21 protein-coding genes are annotated in these 23,933 nt (G+C 71.0%); 12 read left to right on the top strand and 9 right to left on the bottom strand.

Annotated elements, in window-relative coordinates; translation table 11 throughout:
* Positions 1 to 24 precede the first annotated feature (24 nt).
* Positions 25 to 870: a 23S rRNA (adenine(2030)-N(6))-methyltransferase RlmJ gene (locus tag AC6EUL_RS08285; protein ID WP_056218469.1), complete on the top strand. Its 846-nt coding sequence runs from the start codon at positions 25 to 27 to the stop codon at positions 868 to 870.
* Positions 871 to 991: 121 nt separating this feature from the next.
* On the opposite strand, the gene AC6EUL_RS08280 is transcribed toward AC6EUL_RS08285, so the two are convergent.
* Complete coding sequence (locus tag AC6EUL_RS08280) at positions 992 to 2,425, bottom strand: FAD-linked oxidase C-terminal domain-containing protein (RefSeq protein WP_056218466.1); 1,434 nt, start codon at positions 2,423 to 2,425, stop codon at positions 992 to 994.
* Positions 2,426 to 2,729: 304 nt separating this feature from the next.
* On the opposite strand from AC6EUL_RS08280, the gene AC6EUL_RS08275 reads away from it, so the two are divergent.
* The gene (locus AC6EUL_RS08275) at positions 2,730 to 3,092 is read left to right on the top strand and encodes a c-type cytochrome (RefSeq protein ID WP_056218463.1); all 363 of its coding nucleotides are present in this window, start codon (positions 2,730 to 2,732) and stop codon (positions 3,090 to 3,092) included.
* A 141-nt stretch (positions 3,093 to 3,233) separates the two neighbouring features.
* Here AC6EUL_RS08275 and AC6EUL_RS08270 read toward each other — a convergent pair whose 3' ends face one another.
* Positions 3,234 to 3,824, bottom strand: a complete 591-nt coding sequence (locus tag AC6EUL_RS08270) for a MarR family winged helix-turn-helix transcriptional regulator (RefSeq protein ID WP_499869818.1) — start codon at positions 3,822 to 3,824, stop codon at positions 3,234 to 3,236.
* Positions 3,825 to 4,012: 188 nt separating this feature from the next.
* On the opposite strand from AC6EUL_RS08270, the gene AC6EUL_RS08265 reads away from it, so the two are divergent.
* A complete protein-coding gene (locus AC6EUL_RS08265) occupies positions 4,013 to 4,435 on the top strand; it encodes an organic hydroperoxide resistance protein (RefSeq protein WP_055946503.1) in 423 nt (140 codons plus the stop codon).
* A gap of 52 nt (positions 4,436 to 4,487) precedes the next feature.
* Here the strand turns inward: AC6EUL_RS08265 and hisS are convergent, their stop codons facing one another.
* The 4 genes from hisS to secB form a co-directional block, all read right to left on the bottom strand.
* Positions 4,488 to 6,014 carry a histidine--tRNA ligase gene (hisS, locus tag AC6EUL_RS08260; RefSeq protein WP_499869817.1) on the bottom strand — a complete coding sequence of 509 codons (1,527 nt, stop codon included), beginning with the start codon at positions 6,012 to 6,014 and terminating at the stop codon, positions 4,488 to 4,490.
* A 64-nt stretch (positions 6,015 to 6,078) separates the two neighbouring features.
* Positions 6,079 to 6,570 (bottom strand): DUF3429 domain-containing protein, encoded by a 492-nt coding sequence (locus AC6EUL_RS08255; protein ID WP_056218460.1) that lies wholly within the window; start codon positions 6,568 to 6,570, stop codon positions 6,079 to 6,081.
* A 79-nt stretch (positions 6,571 to 6,649) separates the two neighbouring features.
* The gene (locus AC6EUL_RS08250) at positions 6,650 to 7,960 is read right to left on the bottom strand and encodes an MFS transporter (protein ID WP_082487439.1); all 1,311 of its coding nucleotides are present in this window, start codon (positions 7,958 to 7,960) and stop codon (positions 6,650 to 6,652) included.
* A gap of 141 nt (positions 7,961 to 8,101) precedes the next feature.
* Entirely contained in the window at positions 8,102 to 8,611 is a 510-nt protein-coding gene (gene secB / locus AC6EUL_RS08245; protein ID WP_056218455.1) for a protein-export chaperone SecB, read from the bottom strand.
* Between the two features lie 548 nt (positions 8,612 to 9,159).
* Here secB and AC6EUL_RS08240 point away from each other — a divergent pair.
* The 9 genes from AC6EUL_RS08240 (at position 9,160) to AC6EUL_RS08200 (ending at position 19,283) form a co-directional block, all read left to right on the top strand.
* Positions 9,160 to 9,888, top strand: coding sequence for a Tim44/TimA family putative adaptor protein (locus AC6EUL_RS08240; RefSeq protein ID WP_056218452.1), 729 nt, complete (start codon positions 9,160 to 9,162; stop codon positions 9,886 to 9,888).
* Positions 9,889 to 9,910: 22 nt separating this feature from the next.
* Positions 9,911 to 11,110 (top strand): murein transglycosylase A, encoded by a 1,200-nt coding sequence (gene mltA, locus AC6EUL_RS08235; protein ID WP_499869816.1) that lies wholly within the window; start codon positions 9,911 to 9,913, stop codon positions 11,108 to 11,110.
* Entirely contained in the window at positions 11,107 to 11,787 is a 681-nt protein-coding gene (locus AC6EUL_RS08230) for a Smr/MutS family protein (RefSeq protein ID WP_499869815.1), read from the top strand. The genes mltA and AC6EUL_RS08230 overlap by 4 nt, the downstream gene beginning before the upstream one ends.
* Before the next feature lie 325 nt (positions 11,788 to 12,112).
* The gene (gene rho, locus AC6EUL_RS08225) at positions 12,113 to 13,378 is read left to right on the top strand and encodes a transcription termination factor Rho (protein WP_407067315.1); all 1,266 of its coding nucleotides are present in this window, start codon (positions 12,113 to 12,115) and stop codon (positions 13,376 to 13,378) included.
* 146 nt (positions 13,379 to 13,524) lie between these two features.
* Positions 13,525 to 14,841, top strand: a complete 1,317-nt coding sequence (gene mnmE / locus AC6EUL_RS08220) for a tRNA uridine-5-carboxymethylaminomethyl(34) synthesis GTPase MnmE (protein ID WP_499869814.1) — start codon at positions 13,525 to 13,527, stop codon at positions 14,839 to 14,841.
* A 116-nt stretch (positions 14,842 to 14,957) separates the two neighbouring features.
* Complete coding sequence (mnmG, locus tag AC6EUL_RS08215) at positions 14,958 to 16,838, top strand: tRNA uridine-5-carboxymethylaminomethyl(34) synthesis enzyme MnmG (RefSeq protein ID WP_499869813.1); 1,881 nt, start codon at positions 14,958 to 14,960, stop codon at positions 16,836 to 16,838.
* Positions 16,828 to 17,466: a 16S rRNA (guanine(527)-N(7))-methyltransferase RsmG gene (gene rsmG / locus AC6EUL_RS08210; RefSeq protein WP_499869869.1), complete on the top strand. Its 639-nt coding sequence runs from the start codon at positions 16,828 to 16,830 to the stop codon at positions 17,464 to 17,466. The genes mnmG and rsmG overlap by 11 nt, the downstream gene beginning before the upstream one ends.
* Complete coding sequence (locus tag AC6EUL_RS08205; RefSeq protein WP_056218438.1) at positions 17,463 to 18,311, top strand: ParA family protein; 849 nt, start codon at positions 17,463 to 17,465, stop codon at positions 18,309 to 18,311. Before rsmG ends, AC6EUL_RS08205 begins: the two co-directional genes overlap by 4 nt.
* 72 nt (positions 18,312 to 18,383) lie before the next feature.
* The gene (locus AC6EUL_RS08200) at positions 18,384 to 19,283 is read left to right on the top strand and encodes a ParB/RepB/Spo0J family partition protein (RefSeq protein WP_056219423.1); all 900 of its coding nucleotides are present in this window, start codon (positions 18,384 to 18,386) and stop codon (positions 19,281 to 19,283) included.
* Positions 19,284 to 19,296: 13 nt separating this feature from the next.
* Here the strand turns inward: AC6EUL_RS08200 and holA are convergent, their stop codons facing one another.
* The 3 genes from holA to leuS form a co-directional block, all read right to left on the bottom strand.
* Entirely contained in the window at positions 19,297 to 20,325 is a 1,029-nt protein-coding gene (gene holA, locus AC6EUL_RS08195; RefSeq protein ID WP_056218436.1) for a DNA polymerase III subunit delta, read from the bottom strand.
* Between the two features lie 13 nt (positions 20,326 to 20,338).
* Positions 20,339 to 20,890: an LPS assembly lipoprotein LptE gene (lptE, locus tag AC6EUL_RS08190; protein ID WP_499869868.1), complete on the bottom strand. Its 552-nt coding sequence runs from the start codon at positions 20,888 to 20,890 to the stop codon at positions 20,339 to 20,341.
* Positions 20,891 to 21,303: 413 nt separating this feature from the next.
* Positions 21,304 to 23,910 carry a leucine--tRNA ligase gene (gene leuS, locus AC6EUL_RS08185; RefSeq protein WP_499869812.1) on the bottom strand — a complete coding sequence of 869 codons (2,607 nt, stop codon included), beginning with the start codon at positions 23,908 to 23,910 and terminating at the stop codon, positions 21,304 to 21,306.
* Between the last annotated feature and the right edge of the window lie 23 nt (positions 23,911 to 23,933).

The raw sequence follows: 23,933 nt of genomic DNA, 5'->3' as shown, positions 1-23,933 counted from the left end.
CGGTGTGAGACAGGCCCGGACGCCATGAATTACCGCCACGCCTTCCACGCCGGCAATTTCGCCGATGTCCTGAAGCACCTCGTGCTGAGCCGGGTGCTGGCGCATCTCTGCCTGAAGCCCACGGGCTTCCGGGCGATCGACACCCATGCGGGCCTCGGCTTCTACGACCTCACCGCCGACGAGGCCGGTCGCACCGGCGAGTGGCGGGACGGCTGGGGCCGCCTCGACACCCCCTTTCCCGAGGCCGTGGAAGCCCTGCTCGGGCCCTACCGCGCGGCGGTGGCGGCGGTGCAGGAGCGGCACGGGGCCGACACCTATCCGGGCTCGCCCGCCCTGATCCGCGAATTCCTGCGGCCCACCGACCAGGGCGTGTTCGTGGAGCTGCACCCGGCGGATGCCGAGATCCTGCGGGCGCGCTTCAACCAGGATTCCCTGTCGAAGGTGATGCATCGCGACGGCTGGACCGCGCTCAACGCTCTGATCCCACCGCCGGAGCGCCGCGGCGTGGTCCTGATCGACCCGCCCTACGAGGAGCTCGGCGAGATCGACCGCCTCGGAACGGCCTTGGCCAGGGCGGTGGCCAAGTGGCCCACCGGGATCTATCTCGGCTGGTACCCGATCAAGGACGTGGCCAAGGTCGACCACATGGTGGCGCAGCTCGACCGGGTTCTCGCCCGCCCGGCCCTGCGCCTCGACCTCATGGTGTCCGAACCCGATCCGACCCGGCTCAACGGCAACGGCCTCATCGTGGTCAACCCGCCGTGGCGGCTCGCCGAGGAAGCGACGCTGTTCCTGCCGGCGCTCGCCGAACGCCTGGCCCGCACCGATTACGGCGCCTTCCGCTGCGAGGCCTTCGGCGCCGAGCCCTAGAGGTCGTCGGGGATCGGCGGAAACCGGCTATCCCGAACACGACGAACGACGAGACCGGAATCGAGGATCTGTCTGGTTCAGGAGGAACCTGACAGACCCTGGGCGCTCAGGCTTTCGGCATTCAGGCGACCAGGCGCCCTTCCAGGGGGAACACCTTGGCGGGGTTCATCAGCCAGTGCGGATCGAAGACGTTCCGCACCCGCATCTGCTGCTCCAGGTCTTCCTGGGCGTACTGGAAGCGCATGAGCTCGCGCTTCTCGATGCCGACGCCGTGCTCGCCCGTGAGGCAGCCGCCGACCTCGACGCAGAGCTTGAGGATCTCGTCGCCGGCCGCCTCCGCCTTCTCCATCTCGCCCGGCTTGTTGATGTCGAACAGGATCAGCGGGTGCAGGTTGCCGTCGCCGGCATGGAACACGTTGGCGACGCGCAGGCCCTTCTCGGCGCAGATCGCCCCGATGCGCTCCAGCACCCCGGGGAGCTGCCCGGTGGGGATGGTGCCGTCCATGCAGATGTAGTCCGAGATCCGGCCGGTGGCGCCGAAGGCGGACTTGCGGCCCTTCCAGATGGCGGCGCTCTCGGCCTCGGATTTCGAGACCCGGATGCTCGTCGGGTTGAAGTCGCTGGCGATGGCCTCGATGCGGGCGAGCATCGCCGTGCACTCGGCGTCGGACCCCTCGACCTCGATGATCAGCATGGCCTCGGCGTCGCGCGGATAGCCCGCCTGGGCGAAGTCCTCGGTGATCAGGATCGCCTCGCGGTCCATGTACTCGATCGCCACCGGGATGATGCCCGCGCCGATGATCGCGGCCGTGCAGGCGCCCGCATCCTCCACCGAGCCGAAGCCGACCAGGGCCGGGCGCGCGCCCTCCGCCGCCCGCAGGATGCGCACGGTCGCCTCGGTGACGATGCCGAGCTGCCCCTCCGAGCCGCAGACGAGACCGAGGAGGTCGTAGCCGGGCGCATCGAGATGCGTGCCGCCGATCGTCACCACGGTGCCGTCGTTCATCACGAGGGTCACGCCGAGCAGGTTGTTGGTGGTCACCCCGTACTTGAGGCAGTGCGCCCCGCCCGAATTCATCGCGATGTTGCCCGCGATGGTGCAGGCGAGCTGGCTCGAGGGGTCGGGGGCGTAGAAGAATCCCTCGTGGCTGACCGCGCCCGAGATGGCCAGGTTGGTGATGCCGGCCTCGACCCGCGCGGTGCGGTTCTCGAAATCGATGTCGAGGATGCGGTTCATCTTCGAGATGCCGAGGATCACCGCATCCTCCTGGGCGATGGCGCCGCCGGCCAGGGAGGTGCCGGCGCCCCGCGGCACCACCCGGACGCCGTTGGCGTGGCAGAACGCCATCACGGCCGAGACCTCGGCGGTGGTGGAGGGCAGCACCACGGCCAGGGGCATCTTGCGGTAGGCGGTGAGCCCGTCGGTCTCGAAGGCGCGGCGCTCGTCCTCCGTCGTGACCAGGGCCTCCGGAGCGACCAGGGGGGCGAGGCCCGCGATGATCGCCTCGCGGCGGGCGACGATGGCGGCATCGGGCACGGGAAAGGCGATCGACATGGGCATGTCCTCCGGGGGCGGGCCATCTTCATCATCCGCTCAGCCACGATCGCCTATGAGCAAGCGGCGGTGAGAGACGGAGGGACGGACGGCGCTTTGCGGTGGACCTTAGGACAAACGCCGGCGCGGCGCATCCGGTTCGTGGCCTCGACCGCGGCGGCGGAACCGAACGCCGCCGGGGAAGCTTCCTTTGGCCGCAGCTCATCGCGGCGGACCTTGCGCGTTCCTGTCTCGATCTGTTCTAAACGGGTAAGCTCTGCCATAAGCCCAAGCGGCTGAAGCCGCTTCTAGGAGGAAAAACACGATGCGTCATGTCATGTTCGGCGCCGCCCTGGCCCTGCTGCTGCCTCTGTCGGCGCATGCCGAGGGTGACGCCGCCGCCGGCGAGAAGGCCTTCGCCCCCTGCAAGGCCTGCCACAACTTCGAGAAGAACGGCGTCGGCCCGACCCTGAAGGGCGTCGTGGGCTCGAAGGCCGGCGAAGGCGCGGACGGCTATGCCTTCTCGGCGGCCCTGAAGGCCTCCGGCATCACCTGGGACGAGGCCAACCTCCACGAGTGGCTGGTCGACCCGAAGAAGAAGGTTCCGGGCACCAAGATGGTCTTCCCCGGCATCAAGGACCCCAAGAAGGTCGACGACATCATCGCCTACCTCAAGACCAAGTCCTGATCCTGACGACCTGATTCCGAGGCCCGGGGTTCGCGATCGGTCCGGCCTGTCCTTCGGGGCCGGCCGGGATCATCCGCCCGGGCTCGATCAGGAAGCCGTTCCCGCCACGGCGGGAGCGGCTTTTTTCATGCCTCGCGTCCCTCAGGATCCGCGTCGCGCGGCGTCGCGGCCGGAGGGAACGGAGCGGTCCCTCCCCTCGCCGGGGCTGATTTGGTCTTCGCCGGCGCCGGCGCCGGCCTGGCCCTCGCCGAGGCCCGCATGCAGCGCGCCGCGCAGGTTCATCAGGATGTCGAGGAGGGCCCGCCGCCCCTCGAGATCGAGGCCGGTCAGGCCGCCCACCTCGTCCGGCACGCATTCCATCCGGCCGCGCAGGGCCCGGCTCTGCTCGGTCAGGAAGATGCTCACCTGCCGCTCGTCGGCCCGGTCCCGCGCCCGCTTCACGTGGCCGGCCGCCTCCAGCCGCTTGAGCAGGGGCGTCAGGGTTCCGGAATCCAGGAACAGGCGCTGGCCGATCTCCTTGACCGTCAGCCCCTCCTCCTCCCACAGGACCAGCAGGACCAGATATTGCGGGTAGGTCAGGTCATGCGCGGCCAGCAGGGCCCGATAGGCCCGTCCGAAGGCATGGGCCGTGGCATAGACGGCAAAGCAGAGCTGGCTGTCCAGGCTCAGGGCGTCCGGGGATGCCGGCTCCGCCACCGGCTCCCGGCGCGTGCGGGTCTGCCGTCCCGACATATTCAACGATCCTTCACGATGGGCCGCGCGCCGAACTCGGGCCGCGGGACCGATCTTATTCAAATTTCATATTGCGCACAATCAAGTTCTATGCGAGGAAATAACTAGGTTGCGCGCAATCGATATGGACCGGCTTGGGCCGGACCGACGCGTGCGATCCCCGCGTTCGTTCAGCAGGAGAGACCGACATGAAGGCACTCTACACCGCCCACGCCCATGCCACCGGCGGCCGTGAAGGCTCCGCCGCGACCGACGATGCCAAGGTGGACGTCAAGCTCTCCACCCCCAAGGAGCTGGGCGGCGGCGGTGGCGCCGGCACCAACCCAGAGCAGCTCTTCGCGGCCGGCTACGCCGCCTGCTTCCTCGGCGCGATCAAGTTCGTGGCCGGCAAGGACAAGATCACGGTGTCGGAGGAGTCCAAGATCGAGTCGAGCGTCGGCATCGGCCCGCGCGATGACGGTACCGGCTTCGGCCTCGTCGTCGCCCTCAAGGCGACCCTGCCGGGCCTCGACCGGGCGGTGGCCGAGGATCTGGTGAAGCGCGCCGACGTGGTGTGCCCCTACTCCCACGCCACCCGCGGCAACATCCAGGTCGACATCTCGGTCGCCTGACGGCTCCCGGCCGTGGAGCAGGACTCCCCGGCCCCGTCGTGCGCCTGGGACGTCAGAAGTGGCGTCCCAGGACCTCGCGCACCCGCTCGACCATCTCGGCCACCGGCACCGAGAACTGGGCCGGGCGCGCGGCTTTCCAGGCGGCGTTGCTGGTGATGGCGGCCGCCGCCTTGGCGCCCTCAATCAGGTCCTTGATCTGGACCTCGCCGGCCTCGCGCTCGTTCGAGCCCTGGATGATGGCGCAGGGGGATCCGCGCCGGTCGGCATACTTCATCTGCGCCTTCATGCCCGAGCCGCCGAGATAGAGCTCGGCCCGGATGCCGGCCTCGCGCAGGGCCGCGACGAGGCGCTGGTAATCGGCGACGTTGTCCCGATCGAGTATCAGCACCACCACGGGGCCGGGCTTGGCGAGGCCGTCCAGCAGCGGGCTCTTCACCAGCTGCAGCGCCGAGAACAGGCGCGAGACGCCGATGGAGAAGCCGGTGGCCGGCACCGGCTCGGCGCGAAAACGCCCGACGAGGCCGTCGTAGCGGCCGCCGCCCGAGACCGAGCCGAAGCGCACCACCTGTCCGTCCTCGTTGGTCACCGGGAAGGTCAGCTCCGCCTCGTAGACCGGGCCGGTGTAGTACTCGAGCCCGCGCACCACCGAGGGGTCGATGCGGATGCGGGCGTCGTAGCCGGCCGCCGCGAACAGGGCGGCCATCTCGGCGAGCTCGCGCACGCCCTCCAGGCCGATGGCGCTGCCCGCCAGGGAGGTTTCGAAGTTCGCCAGGGTGGTAGCGTTGTCGGCCGGCGCCGATCCCGCTCCGGTCCAGCCGGTGAAGGCCAGCACCCGGCCGATCGCCTCATCGGGCAATCCGGCGCCCTTGGTGAAGTCGCCGCTCTCGTCCTTGCGCCCCGCGCCTAGCAACTCGCGCACGCCCGCGTCGCCGAGGCGGTCGAGCTTGTCGATGGCGCGCAGCACGGTCAGGCGCTGACCGGCCTTGTCGGGACCGCTGAGCCCGATCGACTCCATCAGCCCGTCGAGCACCTTCCGGTTGTTGACCTTGACCACGTACTGTCCGGTGAGCCCGAGCTTCTCCAGGGTGTCGGCCATCAGCATGCAGATCTCGGCATCCGCCGCCACCGAGGCGGCGCCCACGATGTCGGCGTCGAACTGCATGAACTGGCGGAAGCGCCCCGGACCCGGCTTCTCGTTGCGGAAGACGTAGCCGGCGCGGAAGCTCCGGTAGGGCTTGGGGATCGCGTCGAAGTGCTCGGCCACGTGCCGGGCCAGGGGGGCGGTGAGGTCGTAGCGCAGCGAGAGCCAGGATTCGTCGTCGTCCTGGAAAGAGAAAACGCCCGCGTTCGGCCGGTCGAGGTCGGGCAGGAACTTGCCCAGCGCCTCGGTGTACTCGACGAAGGGCGTCTCCAGCGCCTCGAAGCCGAAGAGTTCGAAGCTCTGCCGGATCGTCTCCAGCATGCGGTGCTGGGCGGCGATCTCGTCCGCGCGCCGGTCGACGAAACCGCGCGGCAGGCGCGGCTTCAGGGTGTCGGCCTTCGTTGAATCGGCCTTGGCCATGGTGATCTTCGCGTCCATCGGGGCTGTTCGGGGTTCCGGGGGCTCTATCGCGGGTGGCGGGGGGCGGCAAGCAGGGGGGCGTTCAGAGCCTCAGGGCCAGGAGGGCCGCGAGGCTGAGGAGGGCGATGGGGATCTGCACCGGGCGCAGGCGTGCGAAGAACAGGGGCGCCTCGCCCCGCCGTGCCGCGATCGGGTCGAGCACCGCGATCGCCCCGAATCCGACGAGGAGCAGGACCAGCGCGGCCACTGCCGCGTCCAGGGTCGCCAGCGCCAGGGCGACGAAGCCGAGGCTGAACAGCCCGATCATGGTGGCCATCTGGGTGAGGGTCGGCCCGCCCTCGGTGCGGAAGCTGAGGCCCCGGCGCACGCCCGACAGGAACAGCAGGATGGCGCAGCCCCAGAGGATCGTCAGGAGCAGGGCGGCCTCGCCCAAGGGATCGCCGGGCCGGACCCAGGCGGTGACGGCGCCGACCACGAAGGGCAGCATCGGGCCGTAGCCGAACACGATGCTGAGCCAGGGGACGGCGCGCGGTTCGGTGACCCGCAGGGTCCGTCCGTCGGGTCGATCGTGCATGGTCGGGGGCTCCGGTGGCTGAGGCTCCCTCGCCAAACCGGGGCGGGGGCGGCCTGTTCCGCCGGGCGGCAATCCGCCCTCAGGCGGTCTCCGGCTCGCGCGCGCCCCGAGCCTTCTCGGTGCCGCGGCCGGGTTCGCTCCCGCTCTCGGCGGCGGCGCCGTTCGCGGACGACCCGTCGCCCGGATGTCCGTCACCTTCGCCTCGGCCGCGACTCTCGCTGGTGGTGTCGAGCCACAGGACGAGGCCGAGGGCGACGAGGGCGGGCGCCCCCAGCGCCAGGAAGGCGCCGGTCCAGCCGAGCATCGCCTGGGCGAGGCCGCCGTACCAGGCCGAGAGGGCACCGCCGATGCCCTGGAGGGCGTTAAGGGCGCCGAGCGCCGTCTGGGTGCGGCCAGAGCCCCAAGTCAGGTCGGCCACCACCACCGGCACGGCCACGCCGATGATGCCGGAGGCGACGCCGTCGAGGATTTCGGCCGAGATCAGCCAGAGGGGATCGTCGATGAAGGCCGAGAGCGCGGCGCGGACCGGCAGCACCGCGCAGGCGGCGATGAGGAGCTGGCGCCGCCCGCGCCGGTCGGCGAGCGATCCGGCGAAGAGCGCCACGGGGATCATCACCAGCTGCGCCACCATGACGTAGCGGGCGGTCCAGCTCGTGGCGTCGACGGCGGTGGCCACCAGCTTCTGGCCGAGCAGCGAGAGCATGCCGCCGTTGCCGAGGTTGAACAGGGCCAGCGCCACGGCGAGGACGAGGAGCTTGCGGTTGGCCACGATGCTGCGCAGGCCGGCGCGCTCGGGCGTGTCGTCGCCCTCCTCCTGCCAGCCCACGGCCCGGCGCTCGCTGTAGCAATGCCCCGGCGTCGTCAGCGCCGCCACGATGGCCAGCACCGCCATGGCGCCCAGCACCCAGAAGGCGATGGCGGGGCCGAACCAGCCGGTGCCGAGGCTGATGCCGCCGGCCGCGAGCAGGATGCCGAGATGGTTGAAGGCCTGGTTGCGGCCCTGTTGCTTCGGAAAGCGGTCCTTGCCGACGATGCCGAGGGTCAGGGCGGTGACGGCCGGCAGCAGCAGCGTGCCGCCCGCCGCCGCCATCATCTGCGCGGCGAAGACCGGGATGACGCCGCGTGCGGGGAGCAGCAGCAGGGTGCCGCACAGGATGGCGCCGCAGGCCACGGCGATCAGCATCCGGGGCCGGCCGAGGCGGTCGACCAGGGCGCCGAAGGGGCCGCTGAGGAGGAGGGAGCCGATCCCCACCAGGGTGGTGACGAAGCCGATCCGCGAGGGGCTCCACGACGCGGCTTCCGCGAGCCAGGTGCCGAGGAACGGTCCGAGCCCGCCCTGGATGTCGCCCGTGAAGACGTTGATCAGGGCGAGGTGGTGTGTGGCGAGCATGCGATCCCGGGGCTGAGGCGATCCGGCGACCGGCGGCACGCGGGGCCGCGGCCGGACTGGCTGCGAGTAACGGCCAAGTCCGGCCTTCGATCCTCAGGACCCCGGATCCCGCCCCGGGCGGACGGGGCGCGACGCGCGCTCTCAGGAGGCGAGCGGGCCGGTCTCGCCCTGGGCCTGGGCCTCCATGGCCTTCTGGCGGTAGAGGCCGACGAAGTCGATCGGGTCGATGTAGAGGGGCGGGAAGCCGCCGTTGCGCACGGCCTCGGCGACGATCTGGCGCGCGAAGGGGAAGAGCAGGCGCGGGCACTCGATCATCACGGCCGGGTGGAGCTGGTCCTGCGGGATGTTGCGCATGCGGAAGATGCCCGCATAGGTCAGCTCGAAGGCGAACAGCACCTCGTTGGCGATCTTGGCATCGCCTTCCAGGGTCAGGTCGACCTCGAAATCGAACTCGGCCACCTGCTTGGCGTTGACGTTCACCTGGATGTTGATCTGCGGCCCGCTTTCCTGCGGCTGCAGGGAGCGCGGCGCGTTCGGATTCTCGAAGGAGAGATCCTTGGTGTACTGCGCGAGCGCGTTGATCGTCGGCGTCGCGTCGTCGGTCTGCGCCGTGGCGCCACCGTTGCCGTTCGGTGCCGGAGTGTCGGCCATGGCGTTCTGTCCTCTTCCTGGATCGTCGGGGCGCGGTGGGGCCCGGGTCTGATGCGCTCTCCCGGGGGCGAACCCCGTGGGCGCCGATCCCGGTCGCCCGGAACCGGGCGCACCGGCCTGCACACTGGCCTGCCACCACCGCCCGGCCCGCGCGATAGCGCGCTATCACGCTCGCCCGCACGGGACAAGGCGAGCCCAGGAGCCCGGGACTCGGGACCCGTCGGGGCCGCCGCCGGGTCAAGGCGGCGCAGGCGCGCGCCCTCGCCTGGAATCGCCGCCCGCGATATCCATATCTCCGCACGAGCCCGGAGGTTCGACCCCGATCGAGACTTCCGCGCGCAGGAACCCGGCCTGCGCCTTGCGCGGGGCCGGGGGAATGCGCGACATGGCCAGATCTTTCTGGCCAGATCTCTCCCGGCCAGATCCTTCCTGGCCGGACCTATTCGGCCGGGCGTGTCTCGGCCACGCATGTCAGCCGAGGACCCGGGCCGGGTTTCCAGAGCCCCGTGAAGTAACGTATTCGTGCCACGGCCACGATCGGATCAGTGATGCAGGACTCCTTCGACTTGACGACCCTGATCTTTCTCGCGCTGGCGGTCTTCGTCATCTGGCGCCTGCGCTCGGTGCTGGGTCAGAAGACCGGCACGGAGCGCTCGCCCTTCAAGCCGGTGGACCGCAGCCGCACCGAGCCGCCGGCCCGCGGGGAAGGCGACAACGTCGTGCGCCTGCCCGGCGCCGACCGGGTCCAGCCCCCGGCCGATCGCGGCCAGACCGCGGTGAAGACCGACGTGCGCGACTGGCGCGGCATCGCCGAGCCCGGCTCGGCCATCGCCCAGGGCCTCGAATCCATCGTCCAGGTCGAGCCCGCCTTCGATCCGCGCGCCTTCGTGGAGGGGGCCCGCAGCGCCTACGAGGCCATCGTGATCGCCTTCGCCAAGGGCGACCGCAAGACCCTGCGCAGCCTGCTCTCCCGCGAGGTCTGCGAGGGCTTCGAGCGTGAGATCGACGCCCGCGAGGCCCGCCGCGAGACCGTGGAGACCACCTTCGTCTCCCTCGACAAGGCCGAGATCGTGGCCGTCGACGTGAAGAACCGCGTCGCGCAGGTCACCGTGCACTTCCTCTCCCACCTCATCACCGCCACCCGCAACGCGCAGGGGCAGGTGACCGACGGCAGCGCCGAGGCGGTGGTCGAGGTGCCGGACGTCTGGACCTTCGCCCGGACGCTGGGCACCCGCGACCCGAACTGGCAGCTCGTCGCCACGGAAGCCGGCGCCTGAGCCTTAAGAGGCCCAAGGTCGCGTGATCCGGTTCTTCCGTCCCGCGGCGAGTCTCCTCGCCGCCCTCAGCCTCCCCTCCCCCGGCTCGGCCGCCCCCGCGGCCGAGCCGTTTCGCGTGGGCGGGGCCGTGCTGGAGCCGGTCGATCCCGCCTCGCTGCCGGGGTTCCCTGGCCCCGACGCCGACGCGGCGCTCGCGGCCTTCCGCCGGACCTGCCGGACCCCGCCGGGGACGCCCCAGCCCGCCACCGTCGCGGGCGCGCCCGAGGCGCTCCGGACCGCCTGCGCCCGTGCCGAGTTCGTGCCCGAGCCCGTGGGTGACGCCGCGGCGGCCCGCTTCTTCGCCGAAGCCTTCACGCCCTACCGGATCGTCAGGCCTCCGGCCGGGGGCAAGCCCGAGCAGCGCACGGGCTTCCTCACCGGCTACTTCGAGCCGGAACTCGTCGGCGCCGCCACCCCGAGCCCGGATTTCACCGCCGCGGTGCTGGCCCGGCCCGACGACCTCGTCAGCCTGGAGCCCGGCGAGACGCGGCCCGGCCTCGACCCGTCCTTGCGCGCCGCGCGCCGGACCGGCGACGGCTTCGAGGCCTATCCCGACCGGGCCGCGATCGAGGACGGCGCCCTGGGCGCCCGCGCCCGCCCCCTCCTCTACCTGCGCGACGCCGTCGACCTGTTCGTGCTCCAGGTCCAGGGCTCCGGCCGGGTCCGCCTGACCGACGGGCGCTCCGTCCGGGTCCTCTACGACGGCCGCAACGGCCGGCCCTACACCTCCATCGGCAAGCTCATCGTGACGGAGGGGCACCTGCCCCTCGACGGCCTCACCCTGGCCCGCTGGACCGGCTGGCTGCGGGCCAACCCCCGGCACGCCGCCCGGCTGATGCGGGCCAACGCCTCCTACATCTTCTTCCGCCTGGCCGAGATCGACGACCCGACGCTCGGGCCGCCCGGCGGGGCCGGCGTGCCCCTGAGCCCCGGCCGCAACCTCGCGGTGGACGCCACCCTCTGGCGCTACGGCCTGCCGTTCTGGCTCGAGGGCCGGATCGCCGGATCCGCCGAGCCGGGGCGCCTCGTCGTCGCCGCCGACACGGGGTCGGCCATCGTCGGCCCGGCGCGCGGCGACCTCTATCTCGGCACCGGCGCGGAGGCGGGGATCGCCGCCGGCAACCTGCGCGACGCCGTCGGCTTCGTCGTCCTGCTCCCGAAATCCGGGACGTCCGCCCCATGAAGACGCCCCGGCGCCCGCGCGGCCTCTCCGGGGAGGACGCCTATCTGTGGGGCGAGATCGCCCGGCTGATCACGCCCCTGCGCGGCCGCCTCGCGGGGCGGGGCGCGGCGGGCAAGCCGGCCGCCGCCACGCCGGCCCCGGCGACGCCCGCGGGGGCGTCGTCCAAGGTCGTCCCCGCCAAGTCCGCCATCACCAAGTCCGCCATCACCAACTCGGGTCCCGCCAAGCCCGCGCCCCCGAAACCGATGCCCCGGACGCTGGCCAAGCGCGCGGCTCTGAAGCCGAACCCGCCGCCGGCGCCGCCGGCCCCCGTCCTGGCACCGGCACCGCCGACCGCGCCCGGTCTCGAGCGCCGCGTCCGCCTTGCCCTGCGCCGGGGCGCCCTCCAGGTCGATGCCCGGATCGATCTCCACGGGATGTACCAGGCGGAGGCGCACGGGGCGCTGATCGGCTTCCTGATGCGGGCCCGGGCGTCGGGCCACACCCACGTCCTCGTGGTCACCGGCAAGGGCGGCCCGACCTACGACGACGCCTTCTCCGAGCGCGGCGTGCTCCGCCGCAGCGTGCCCCACTGGCTGCGCGCGCCGGAGCTGCGCACCGTGGTCCTCGGCTTCGAGGAGGCGGCCCGCCACCACGGCGGCGCCGGGGCCCTCTACGTCCGCCTGCGCCGCCGCTGAGGGCCCCTGGCGGAGCCCCGACGGACGGACCTTGCGAAAAGCCGGGAAACGCGCTACCGCTGAGGCCTCTCCTCGTTACGCCGTGTTGCATCCGTGAGCCCCTGGCTCCGCCAAGACGATGCGCGGAGCCGTCTTTCCCCAGGACGGACCGACTGATCGGCGCCGAAACGGCGCCCGGCGACCAAACTCCCCGACTGCCCCGTCCGACCCTCTGCCCCGCCTCGCCCTTCCCGCCGGTTCTGAATCCCCCATGACGTCACCGTACGAGACCCTCCCCGTGGAAAGCCCGGCCGAGGGCGGAATCGTCGCCGCCGATCTCGACGGCATGCGCGAGGTCAAGCTCCAGGACCTCAAGTCCAGGACGCCGACCGACCTGATCGCCTTCGCCGAAGAGGTCGAGGTCGAGAACGCCTCGACCATGCGCAAGCAGGAACTGATGTTCGCGATCCTGAAGCAGCTCGCTGCCAAGGAAGTCGAGATCATCGGGGCCGGGACCGTCGAGGTGCTGCAGGACGGCTTCGGCTTCCTGCGCTCGTCCGACTCGAACTACCTGCCGGGTCCCGACGACATCTACATCTCGCCGACGCAGATCCGCCGCTTCGGCCTGCGCACCGGCGACACCGTCGAGGGGCCGATCCGCGGACCCAAGGACGGCGAGCGCTACTTCGCGCTGCTCAAGGTCAACACGATCAACTTCGAGAACCCGGAGAAGATCAAGCACAAGGTCCATTTCGACAACCTGACGCCGCTCTTCCCGACGCAGCGCTTCAAGCTCGAACTGGACAATCCGCCCAAGAAGGATTTCTCGCCGCGGATCATCGACATCGTCGCCCCCATCGGCAAGGGCCAGCGCGCCCTGATCGTGGCGCCGCCGCGCACCGGCAAGACCGTGCTGATGCAGAACATCGCGCAGTCGATCACCATCAACCACCCGGAATGCTACCTCATCGTGCTGCTCATCGACGAGCGCCCCGAGGAAGTCACCGACATGATCCGCTCGGTGAAGGGCGAGGTCATCGCCTCGACCTTCGACGAGCCGGCCACCCGCCACGTGCAGGTCGCCGAGATGGTGATCGAGAAGGCCAAGCGCCTCGTGGAGCATGGCCGTGACGTGGTCATCCTGCTCGATTCGATCACCCGCCTGGGCCGGGCCTACAACACCGTGGTGCCGTCCTCCGGCAAGGTGCTCACGGGCGGCGTCGACGCCAACGCCCTGCAGCGCCCGAAGCGCTTCTTCGGTGCCGCCCGCAACATCGAGGAGGGCGGCTCGCTCTCGATCATCGCCACCGCGCTCATCGACACCGGCTCGCGCATGGACGAGGTGATCTTCGAGGAGTTCAAGGGCACCGGCAACTCCGAGATCATTCTCGACCGCAAGGTCTCCGACAAGCGCATCTTCCCGGCCATCGACATCACCCGCTCGGGCACCCGCAAGGAAGAGCTCCTGGTGCCGCCGGATGCGCTCAAGAAGACCTACGTCCTGCGCCGCATCCTCAACCCGATGGGCGTCACCGACGCGATCGAGTTCCTCATGGACAAGCTGCGCCAGACCAAGAGCAACAACGACTTCTTCGACTCGATGAACACCTGAGACCGACCCGGCCGGACCCGCGCGGCATCAGCCTACGGGTCCGGTCGGTGCCCTCGACCGCTCGAAGATTTCCGGCTGAAACAAGTTTATTAGCTGGTTAACGATTGCCTGACGCGTCAGGGATTGGCGTCTGGGGCGCCGCGCCGATGACCGAAACCCCCACCCTCTACGCGCCTGCCACCGGCCCGGGTCGATCGGCGGTCAGTGTCATCCGGATCTCCGGACCGGCCTCGGCCGCGGTGGTTCACACCCTCGCCGGCCCCGTCCCCCCGCCCCGCCGCCTGTCCCTGCGCACGCTGCGCAGCCCCGACGGCACGCCGCTCGACCAGGCCCTCGTCGCCTGGATGCCGGGCCCTGCCAGCTTCACCGGCGAGGACATGGTGGAGCTGCACTTGCATGGCGGCCTGGCCGTTCGCAGCGCGGTCCTGCAAGCCCTGGCCGAGATCCCGCACTGTCGACCGGCCGAGCCCGGGGCCTTCACCCGCCGGGCCTTCCTCAACGGCCGTCTGGACCTCACCGAAGCCGAGGGGATCGCCGACCTCATCGATGCCGAGACCGAGGCGCAGCGACGCCAGGCCCTGCGCCAGCTCGATGGGGCCCTGGGCGGGCGGGTGGCCGATTGGCGCGCACGCCTCATCGATCTCCTCGCGGGCGTCGAGGCGGCCCTCGATTTCTCCGACGAAGGGGACGTCGACGACGGGGCCCTGGACGCCGCCCTGGCGCAGAAGGCCCGCGCGATCCGCGACGAGATCGCAACGGTCCTGGCCGATGCCCGGCGCGGCGAGCGCCTGCGGGATGGTTTCACCGTGGTCCTGGCCGGGCCACCCAATGCCGGCAAGTCGACGCTGCTGAACGCCCTGAGCCGGCGCGAGGCGGCCATCGTCTCGGCCATCCCCGGCACCACCCGCGACGTCATCGAGGTCCGCTGCGACCTCGGCGGCTTGCCGGTGATCCTGGTCGACACCGCCGGCCTGCGCGAGGCGGGCGATGCCATCGAGGCGGAGGGCATCCGCCGCACACGGGCCCGGATGCGGCAGGCCGACCTCGTCGTGATGCTCGACGGCCCGGACGCGCCGGCGACCACGCGCGAGCCGATGCCGGAGGGACCGGTGCTCCGCGTGCGGACCAAGCGCGACCTCGAGCCCGCCGTCGGCGTGCCGGAGAGCGCGATCGGCATCTCGGCGATCACCGGCGCGGGCCTGGACGGATTGCTGGCGGCCATCGAGGCCGAGGCTTCCCGAGCAGTGGGGAGCGGCGATGCTCTGATCACCCGCGAACGCCACCGGCTGGGGCTGACCCGCTGCCGTGAGGATCTCGACCGCCTGCTGGCGGGGGCCGCCCTGCCCGAGCTCGCCGCCGAGGATCTCCGGCTCGCCGTGCGCGCGCTGGGCGAAGTGGCAGGGCATGTGAGCGTCGAGGAGATGCTGGATCGGCTGTTCTCCGGCTTCTGCATCGGCAAGTGAGCCCGGTCGACCCCGGCCTGTGACCCTAGGACCACGGGGCGGCGGTTTCACGTGAAAACCACGCCGTGGTCGAACCATCGATTGACCATCGGCGCGCCAGCCGCTTAATCGATCCCATGCACCACACCCCTGATTCCTACGACGTGATCGTCGTCGGTGGAGGCCATGCCGGCGTCGAGGCGGCGGCCGCCGCGGCCCGGATCGGCGCGCGGACGGCCCTCGTGACCCATCAGGCCGCCACCATCGGTGCCATGTCCTGCAATCCCGCCATCGGCGGTCTGGGCAAGGGTCATCTGGTCTGCGAGGTCGATGCCCTCGACGGCCTGATGGGGCGGGTCGCCGACGCGGCCGGCATCCAGTTCCGGCTCCTTAACCGACGCAAGGGTCCCGCGGTCCGCGGTCCCCGCACCCAGGCTGATCGCAAGCTCTACGCCCGCGCCATGCAGGCGGCCATCGCCGGGACCGCGAACCTGGCGGTGATCGAAGGGGAGGTGGCCGACCTCGCCCTCGCCGGGGGACGCGTCTCGGGGGTGATCCTGGCCGATGGGCGCACCCTCCCCTGCGCCGCCGTCGTGCTGACCACCGGCACCTTCCTGCGCGGCCTCATCCATATCGGCGAGACCCAGATCCCCGCCGGTCGGATTGGCGAGGCGCCGTCCGTGGGCTTGGCCCGGACACTGGACCGCGCCGGTTTCGCCCTCGGCCGCCTGAAGACCGGCACGCCGGCCCGCCTCGACGGGCGCACCATCGACTGGTCCGGCCTGGAGATGCAGTCGGCCGACGCGGACCCCGTCCCGTTCTCGACCCTTACCGAGCGGATCACCACGCCGCAGATCCAGTGCGGCATCACCCGCACGACCCAGGCGGTCCACGACCTCATCCGCGCCAACCTGCACCGCTCGCCGATGTATTCCGGCGGAATCGCCAGTCGGGGGCCGCGCTACTGCCCGTCCATCGAGGACAAGGTGGTGCGCTTCGGCGATCGCGAGGGCCACCAGATCTTCCTCGAACCGGAAGGCCTGGACGACCCGACCGTCTACCCCAATGGCATCTCCACCGCGCTGCCCGAGAGCGTCCAGCGCGAGGTCATCGCGCTGATCCCCGGGCTGGAGCGCGCCGCGATCCTGCGGCCGGGTTACGCCATCGAGTACGACTACGTGGACCCCCGCGAACTCGACTCGACCCTCCAGGCCAAGCGCCTGCCGGGCCTGTTCCTGGCCGGGCAGATCAACGGCACCACCGGCTACGAGGAAGCGGCGGGGCAGGGGCTCGTGGCTGGCATCAACGCGGCCCGCCACGCCGGCGGCTCGGCCCTCGCCACCTTCGACCGGGCCGAATCCTACCTCGGCGTGATGATCGACGATCTCGTTACCCATGGGGTGAGCGAGCCCTACCGCATGTTCACCTCGCGCTCGGAATACCGGCTCTCCCTGCGCATCGACAATGCCGACGAGCGCCTGACGCCGAAGGGCGCCGCCCTCGGCTGCGTCGGGCGGCACCGCGCCGCGCATTTCGCCGCCGGGCAGACGGCCCTCGAGGCCGCGCGCGCGCAGCTCGACCGCCTGAGTCTCAGCCCGAACCAGGCCGGGGCCGCCGGCATCGCGCTCAACCAGGACGGAATCCGCCGCAGCGCCTTCCAGCTCCTGTCCTACCCGGACATCGACTGGGCGCGCCTCTGCGCGGTCTGGCCGGAACTCGCGGCGGTCCCGCCCCGCGTGGCCGAGCGGCTCTGCACGGATGCCACCTACGCCGTCTATCTAGACCGGCAGCGGGCCGACATCGCCGCCTTCCGCCGGGACGAGGCCGTGGCCCTGCCGATCCGCCTGGATTATGCGGGCATTCCCGGGTTGTCGAACGAGATGCGGCTGAAGCTCGAGGCCGTGCGTCCGGGAACCCTGGGGCAGGCGGCCCGCATCGAAGGCGTGACCCCCGCCGCCCTTACGCTCCTCGCCGCCCATGCCCGCCGGGCCGAGCGTGGGGCCTCCTATGGCCTCTGATCGCGACCGCGATCGGGTCCTGGCCGCTGCGGGTGTTTCACGTGAAACAGCGCAGCGCCTCGATCTCTATGTCGACCAGCTCCGGCGCTGGCAGACGGTCAAGAATCTGGTCGGACCGGCCACCCTGTCCGAGGTCTGGACCCGCCACATTGCCGACGCGCTCCAGCTTCGGGAGCTCGCGCCGGAGGCCGACACCTGGCTGGACCTCGGTGCGGGGGCGGGACTTCCCGGCCTCGTCCTTGCCATCGCAGGCCGGGAGCGTCCCGGGTTTCGGGTCGATCTCGTCGAGAGCAATGCGCGCAAATGCGCCTTCCTCACCGAGACCGCGCGCCTCACCGGCGCGCCTGCGACGGTGCACAACGCCCGGATCGAGCAGGTCATCGGCGCACATCGGGGCGTCGCGGTGGTCTGCGCCCGGGCGCTCGCCCCCCTCGCCCAGCTGCTCGCCTGGGCGGAGCCGCTGTTGACAACTGGCACGGTCGGCCTGTTTCCGAAAGGACGGGATGTCCAATCGGAATTGACCGAGGCCGCGCAACGGTGGAGATTCGTTTACGATCTCGAGCCGAGCCGAACCGAGTCGGAAGCGCGGATCGTCCGCGTCACGACCCTATCTCGCGTGGATTCATGACAAGCGATCCGACTGCCGTACCGACGACCGGAGCGCATCCGGATCGGCCGCTGCGCATCCTGGCCCTGGCCAACCAGAAGGGGGGCGTCGGCAAGACGACGACGGCGATCAACCTCGGCACCGCTCTGGCGGCCATCGGCGAGAGCGTTCTGGTGATCGACCTCGATCCGCAGGGCAACGCCTCCACGGGTCTCGGCATCGATCGCCGCCAGCGCAAGGTCTCGACCTACCACGTGCTCGCCGGCGAGGCGTCCCTGGGGCAGGCCTGCATCCCCACCGCGGTGCCGCGCCTGATGGTGGCCCCCTCCACCATGGACCTCCTCGGCCTGGAGCTGGAGATGGCAAGCGCGCCGGACCGCGCCCATCGCCTGCGCAACGTGCTGAAGGGCGTCGGCGAGGTTGGCGCCACGGCGGGTGTCACCTACGTGCTGATCGACTGCCCGCCCTCCCTGAACCTGCTGACGATCAACGCCCTGGCGGCCTCCGACGCGGTGCTGGTCCCCCTGCAATGCGAGTTCTTCGCCCTCGAAGGCTTGAGCCAGCTGCTGCGCACGGTGGAGCAGGTGCGGGGCGCCCTCAATCCGCGCCTCACCATCCAGGGCATCGTCCTGACCATGTTCGATCCCCGCAACAACCTGTCGGCGCAGGTGGTGGCGGATGTACGCAGCTTCATGGGGGAGAAGGTCTACGAGACCATGATTCCCCGCAACGTCCGCGTGTCCGAGGCGCCGTCGCACGGCAAGCCCGTGCTGCTCTACGATCTCAAATGTGCGGGCTCGCAGGCCTACCTGCGCCTCGCCTCCGAGATCATCCAGCGCGAGGGGCGTCTGCCCGTCGCCGCGTGACCGATGCGGGGGCCCCCTGCCCCCGGTGTGTGACAAGCGTTTCCCGAAGGTTCGGAGTTGAAGCAGGTGGCGATGGCGGATGATGTGGTGCGGCCCCGGCTCGGGCGCGGCCTCGCGGCCCTGATCGGCGATTTCGGCGACGACAGTGCCGCGGCGAGCAAGTCGCAGGAGCAGCGCAAGGTCGCGGTGGAATTCCTGCGTCCAAACCCGCGCAACCCGCGCCGCCGCTTCCACGAATCCGACCTCGAGGAGCTGTCGGCTTCGATCAAGCTGCGCGGCATCATCCAGCCCATCGTGGTCCGGGCCCTGGCCGGCGTGCCGGACACCTACGAGATCGTCGCCGGCGAGCGCCGCTGGCGCGCGGCCCAGCGGGCCGGGCTCCACGAAGTGCCGGTGGTCACGGTGGAGATCGACGATCGGACCTCCCTCGAATTTGCCATCCTGGAGAACGTCCAGCGCACGGACCTCAACGCCATCGAGGAGGCTGCGGGCTACGAGCGGTTGATGAGCGAGTTCCAGTACAGCCAGAGCGAGCTCGCAGAGATCCTCGGCAAGAGCCGCAGCCACCTCGCCAACACCCTTCGGCTGCTCCAGCTCGCCCCGACGATTCAGGACCGAGTCGTGGCCGGTGAGATCACGGCCGGCCATGCCCGCGCGCTCCTGGCCGTGCGGGATGCCGAGGGCGTCGCCCGCCGGATCGTGGAGGAGGGCCTGTCGGTCCGCGAGGTCGAGGCCTTGGCCTCCGCCGAGGTGCCGGAGGGCGACGGCCCCCGCCCCGGCCGGCCCCGGCGCGCGGCCGAGAAGGATGCGGAGATCCGCACCTTGGAGCAGGCCATGGCCCGCGCCCTCGGCATGACGGTGGCCGTCAAGTCGAAGGTGGCCGGGGCGGGGGAGATCCGCATCCGCTACGAGAACGCGGCCGAGCTCGAAGCCCTGTGCCAGCGCTTCAACCTGGGGCAGGCGGAGGCCTGAGCCAGACCGATCGCTAACGCCGCCGGGCCGCCTCGCCGGCGATGCGCAGGAGGGTGCTCGAGGCATGCGCGTGGGCCAGGTCCGGGTCCGCGCGGCGGCAGGCCAGGACGGAGTCCTGCAACAGCTGGATCGCGTGGCGCAGGGCCGGGGGCGACCAGCGGGCGAGCTGGGTCTCCACCAGGGCTTTCCGCCGGAAATGCAGGCCACGCCAGTTCGCCACCATCAGGCTGGCACTCTGCCCCTCCCCGGCGAGCCGCGTGGCCAGGAGCGTCAGGGCGTGCCGCAGGGCCGAGCCGAGCATCACCGAGGGATCCATGCCCTCGTGGCGGAAGCGGCGATAATCGCGCTCGACCTCGCCGCTGCGCCCGGCGAAGGCCGCATCGATCAGGGTGTTGAGCACGCTGCCGGCGACGTCGCTGACCACCGCCTCGACATCGTCGAGGCTCACCTGGCTCTGGCCACGGGCGTAGAGGGCGAGCTTCTCGATCTCCGACAGGCTGGCGCCGCGGTCGCCGCCGAGGCTGGTGGCGAGCACGTCCCGCGCCTCGCGGGCGATGCGCAGGCCCTGGTCCTGCAGGGTGCGGTCGATGAGGTCGCCCAAGGCCCGCTCGTCGTCGGGATAGCAGGGCAGGGCGAGGGCCTTCGGCGACTTCTCGCAGAGCGTCCGCAAGGGCGCGCTCTTGGCGAGGTCGCCGCCCTCCACCACGATGCGGGCGTTCTGGATCTCGGCCTTCAGGGCGGCCTCGACGGCGGGGGCGTAGTTGCGGCTGCCGGACCGGACCCAGATGGTGCGGGTGCCGCCGAAGAGTCCGACCGTGCCGGCCTCGTCCACGAGGCGGCCGGGGTCCTGGGCCAGCACGTCCCCGTCGATCTTCACCATGGCGAAGGGGTCGCCCGGATCGCTGACGAAGGCTTCCGCCAGGGCCTTGGCGCGGGTGAAGACGAGGCCCGTATCCGGGCCGTAGACGAGGAGGATCGCGATGCGCGGATCGGGCCCACGCCGGATCAGCCCGTCGACGTCGCCGGCCTTGACGGCGGTCACGCGCCCGTCCCGCTCAGGGCTTCGTCACCAGCACGGAGGCGATGCGGGTCTTGATCTGCTCGGCCAGGACCTTGGCGAGGCGGATCTCGGCGTCACGGGCGGCCCGCAGGCTGGCGAAGCGCTGGATCGAGCGGTCGTAGGTGGCGGTGGAGGTCGCCACGCCCTCGCTGATGATCTTCGTGCCGCTCAGGTCTTCCAGGGCGTACTCCACGGTTCCGACGATGGTGCCGGCCTCGGCGCGACCGGTCTGCGAGGAGACGATCGGGGTCTGCACCGACTCGCTGCCCTGCATCTTCAGGCGATAGCGCTTGGCGGAGGGCTGGCCCGAGCCGTCGAGATCGAAGATGAGTTCGCTGCGCAGGTAATGCCCCAGGCGCTCCTGGCCCTGCGCCATCGCCACGTCGTCCACCTGGACGGAGGCGAGGAGGGCGGCCATGGGCTCGCCGGAGGCGGTGGGGCCGTAGAGAGGGCGGAAGCAGGCCGACAGGTTGAGCGCCAGGGCGGCGACGGCCGCGACCCGCACGGCCCGGCCGACCGAACCGGTTGCCGCGACCCGAACCGCCATCGCCCCGTTTGCCAAGCGCATCATGCCCGCTGCCGTCCCGCTGTCTCGTCCTGCCCGTCTGTACGGCGAACCGAAGTTCGACGACAGCCTATTCGCGCCAAGCTTTACGTTTCCTATCCGGCAGGATCATGGTCGCCGGATCGGGGGTGTGGACAATGTGGGCGTCCCCCTTCCTCTTAAAGGGGCGGGGTCGGGGGTGTGGGCGGTTCCACTTGCCTTGGCAACGCGAGGGTCGCCCAACCACCCCCGCCTCCAACGCCTTCCCGCAAGCGCCATGGATCTCGGGCAGGCCCGAGATCCGCTGGGGAGGAGGGCTGCGTCGCGCGCGCCGAACCGAATTTCAGCGTTGGGAAGGCCGGGCGCTGTGCCAGGCCCCGTTCCGCCCGCCGGAAGCCGGAGCGCGGTCTCCTCGATCAGACGACGAGGTTCACGATCCGGCCCGGCACCACGATCACCTTCTTCGGGGCGCGGCCCTCCAGGGCCCGCTGCACCGCCTCGTCGGCGAGCACCAGGGCCTGGACCGCGGCGACGTCGGCGCTGCGCGGCACCGTGACGTCCGCCCGCTTCTTGCCGTTGAGCTGGACGGGGAGGGTGACGCTGTCCTCCACGAGAAGCGCGCGCTCGACCTTCGGCCAGGCCGCCTGCGCGGCCAGGCCGTCGCGGCCCAGCGCCTGCCAGCATTCCTCGGCGAGATGCGGCATCATCGGGGCGATCAGCTGGGTCAGGATCCCGGCCGCCTCCCCGGCGACGGCCCGCGAGACGCCGCCCCGCAGGGCCTCGTCGAGGGCGTTGGCAAGGGTGTAGATGTGCGCCACGCAGCGGTTGAAGCGCAGGCGCTCCACATCCTCCTCCACGGCGGCCAGGGCCTTGTGGGCGGCCTTGCGCAGGGCGGCGTCGCCGGCGGCCTCCGGTGCCGCCACGGTGCTCGCCAGGGAGACGAGACGCCAGACGCGCTGGACGAAGCGGGCCGCTCCCTGGACGCCGTCCTCGGTCCAGATCACGTCGCGCTCGGGCGGCGAGTCGGAGAGCATGAACCAGCGCGCGGTGTCGGCGCCGTAGCTGGCGATGATGTCGTCCGGGTCGACGACGTTCTTCTTCGACTTCGACATCTTCTCGATGGCGCCGATCGTGATCGGCGCCGCCGTTTTCACGTGAAACGCCTCCCGCATGCCGGACTCGGCCGAGATCCGGATGTCGGCCGGCGGCACCCAGGCCCCGGCCGCATCCTTGTAGGTCTCGTGGACCACCATGCCCTGCGTGAACAGGCCGTCGAAGGGCTCCGAGACGCCGGACCAGTCGGTGGCCTTCATCGCCCGCATGAAGAAGCGGGCGTAGAGCAGGTGCAGGATCGCGTGCTCGATGCCACCGATATATTGGTCGACGGCGAGCCACTGGTCGACCGCGGCGCGGTCGGTGGGCGCGTCCTGCAGCCAGGGGGCGGTGAAGCGGGCATAGTACCAGGACGAATCCACGAAGGTGTCCATGGTGTCGGTCTCGCGCCGCGCCGGCTGCCCGCAGGTGGGGCAGGGGACGTTGCGCCAGGCGTGGTCGCGCTCCAGGGGGTTGCCGGGCACGTCGAAGGAAACCGTGTCGGGGAGCTTCACCGGCAGGTCGGCCACCGGCACCGGCACGGGCCCGCAGGCCTCGCAGTGGATGATCGGGATGGGGCAGCCCCAGTAGCGCTGACGCGAGACGCCCCAGTCGCGCAGGCGGAACTGCACCTTGCGCTGCGCCACCGGCTCTCCGCCGAGGATCTCCGCCTCCAGGCGGTTGGCCACGGCATGGAAGGCCTCGTCCGTGGTCATGTCGTCGAGGAAGCGCGAGTGGATCATCCGCCCGTCGCCGTCATAGGCGGTGTCGGTGATGACGAAGCTGGCCGCGTCCTGGTCCTCCGGGCAGACCACGGGCGTGTTGCCGAGCCCGTACTTGTTGGCGAAGTCGAGGTCGCGCTGGTCGTGGGCCGGGCAGCCGAACACCGCGCCGGTGCCGTAGTCCATGAGCACGAAGTTCGCGACGTAGACCGGCAGCAGCCAGGACGGGTCGAGGGGGTGGCGGACCTTGAGGCCGGTGTCGAAGCCGAGCTTCTCCGCCGTGTCGATGGCGGCCTGGGCCGTGCCCGTGCGCCGGCATTCCTCGATGAAGCCCTGCAGGGCCGGGTGGGCCGGGGCCAGGGCGGCGGCGATGGGGTGGTCGGCGGCGATGGCCAGAAACTTCGCCCCGAACAGGGTGTCGGGCCGCGTCGTGTAGACCTTCACCTCGGGGTCGACATGGGCCGGCGGCGCCTCCAGGGCGAAGCGGACCTCCAGCCCTTCCGAGCGGCCGATCCAGTTCTTCTGCATCACCCGGACCTTCTCGGGCCAGCGCTCCAGGCCGTCGAGGGCGTCGTAGAGATCCTGGGCGAAATCGGTGATCTTGAAGAACCACTGGGTCAGCTCGCGCTGCTCCACCAGGGCGCCCGAGCGCCAGCCGCGCCCGTCAATGACCTGCTCGTTGGCCAGCACGGTGTGGTCCACCGGGTCCCAGTTCACCTTCGCGGTGCGGCGCGTCACCAGACCCTTGGCCAGGAAGTCGAGGAACATGCGCTGCTGGTGCTTGTAGTAGTCGGGGTCGCAGGTCGCGATCTCCCGGCTCCAGTCCAGCGACAGGCCCATGCTCTGGAGCTGGCCGCGCATCGTCGCGATGTTGGCGTAGGTCCAGTCGCGCGGGTTGACCCTGCGCTCCATGGCGGCGTTCTCGGCCGGCAGGCCGAAGGCGTCCCAGCCCATCGGGTGCAGCACGTTGAAGCCCCGCGCCCGCTTGTAGCGCGCCACCACGTCGCCCATGGCGTAGTTGCGCACGTGGCCCATGTGGATGCGCCCCGACGGGTAGGGGAACATCTCCAACACGTAGTATTTCGGCTTCGGATCGTCGTTCTTCGTGGCGTAGATGGCCGCCGCATCCCACGCCTGCTGCCAGCGCGGCTCTGTCTCCTTGGCGTTGTAGCGCTCGGGAGCGGGTTTGGGGGCGGGGGTGGTCGTCATGGGCCGGCGCCGGGGTTCGGGGG

The sequence above is a fragment of the Methylobacterium sp. 001424705 genome, from assembly GCF_059816145.1.
Note: the sequence above shows the minus strand (reverse complement) of the source record. Positions and strands in the feature narration are given on the sequence as shown.

What these genes read in the sequence shown, in the direction of transcription:
- AC6EUL_RS08265 (WP_055946503.1), top strand. Translation starts at nt 4,013, where the DNA reads ATGAAGGCACTCTACACCGCCCACGCCCATGCCACCGGCGGCCGTGAA.
- rho (WP_407067315.1), top strand. Translation starts at nt 12,113, where the DNA reads ATGCGCGAGGTCAAGCTCCAGGACCTCAAGTCCAGGACGCCGACCGAC.
- leuS (WP_499869812.1), bottom strand. Translation starts at nt 23,910, where the DNA reads ATGACGACCACCCCCGCCCCCAAACCCGCTCCCGAGCGCTACAACGCC.
- secB (WP_056218455.1), bottom strand. Translation starts at nt 8,611, where the DNA reads ATGGCCGACACTCCGGCACCGAACGGCAACGGTGGCGCCACGGCGCAG.
- AC6EUL_RS08240 (WP_056218452.1), top strand. Translation starts at nt 9,160, where the DNA reads ATGCAGGACTCCTTCGACTTGACGACCCTGATCTTTCTCGCGCTGGCG.
- rsmG (WP_499869869.1), top strand. Translation starts at nt 16,828, where the DNA reads ATGGCCTCTGATCGCGACCGCGATCGGGTCCTGGCCGCTGCGGGTGTT.
- AC6EUL_RS08285 (WP_056218469.1), top strand. Translation starts at nt 25, where the DNA reads ATGAATTACCGCCACGCCTTCCACGCCGGCAATTTCGCCGATGTCCTG.
- AC6EUL_RS08275 (WP_056218463.1), top strand. Translation starts at nt 2,730, where the DNA reads ATGCGTCATGTCATGTTCGGCGCCGCCCTGGCCCTGCTGCTGCCTCTG.
- AC6EUL_RS08200 (WP_056219423.1), top strand. Translation starts at nt 18,384, where the DNA reads ATGGCGGATGATGTGGTGCGGCCCCGGCTCGGGCGCGGCCTCGCGGCC.
- AC6EUL_RS08230 (WP_499869815.1), top strand. Translation starts at nt 11,107, where the DNA reads ATGAAGACGCCCCGGCGCCCGCGCGGCCTCTCCGGGGAGGACGCCTAT.
- AC6EUL_RS08205 (WP_056218438.1), top strand. Translation starts at nt 17,463, where the DNA reads ATGACAAGCGATCCGACTGCCGTACCGACGACCGGAGCGCATCCGGAT.
- hisS (WP_499869817.1), bottom strand. Translation starts at nt 6,014, where the DNA reads ATGGACGCGAAGATCACCATGGCCAAGGCCGATTCAACGAAGGCCGAC.
- AC6EUL_RS08270 (WP_499869818.1), bottom strand. Translation starts at nt 3,824, where the DNA reads ATGTCGGGACGGCAGACCCGCACGCGCCGGGAGCCGGTGGCGGAGCCG.
- AC6EUL_RS08255 (WP_056218460.1), bottom strand. Translation starts at nt 6,570, where the DNA reads ATGCACGATCGACCCGACGGACGGACCCTGCGGGTCACCGAACCGCGC.
- lptE (WP_499869868.1), bottom strand. Translation starts at nt 20,890, where the DNA reads ATGGCGGTTCGGGTCGCGGCAACCGGTTCGGTCGGCCGGGCCGTGCGG.
- mnmG (WP_499869813.1), top strand. Translation starts at nt 14,958, where the DNA reads ATGCACCACACCCCTGATTCCTACGACGTGATCGTCGTCGGTGGAGGC.
- AC6EUL_RS08280 (WP_056218466.1), bottom strand. Translation starts at nt 2,425, where the DNA reads ATGTCGATCGCCTTTCCCGTGCCCGATGCCGCCATCGTCGCCCGCCGC.
- mnmE (WP_499869814.1), top strand. Translation starts at nt 13,525, where the DNA reads ATGACCGAAACCCCCACCCTCTACGCGCCTGCCACCGGCCCGGGTCGA.
- AC6EUL_RS08250 (WP_082487439.1), bottom strand. Translation starts at nt 7,960, where the DNA reads ATGCTCGCCACACACCACCTCGCCCTGATCAACGTCTTCACGGGCGAC.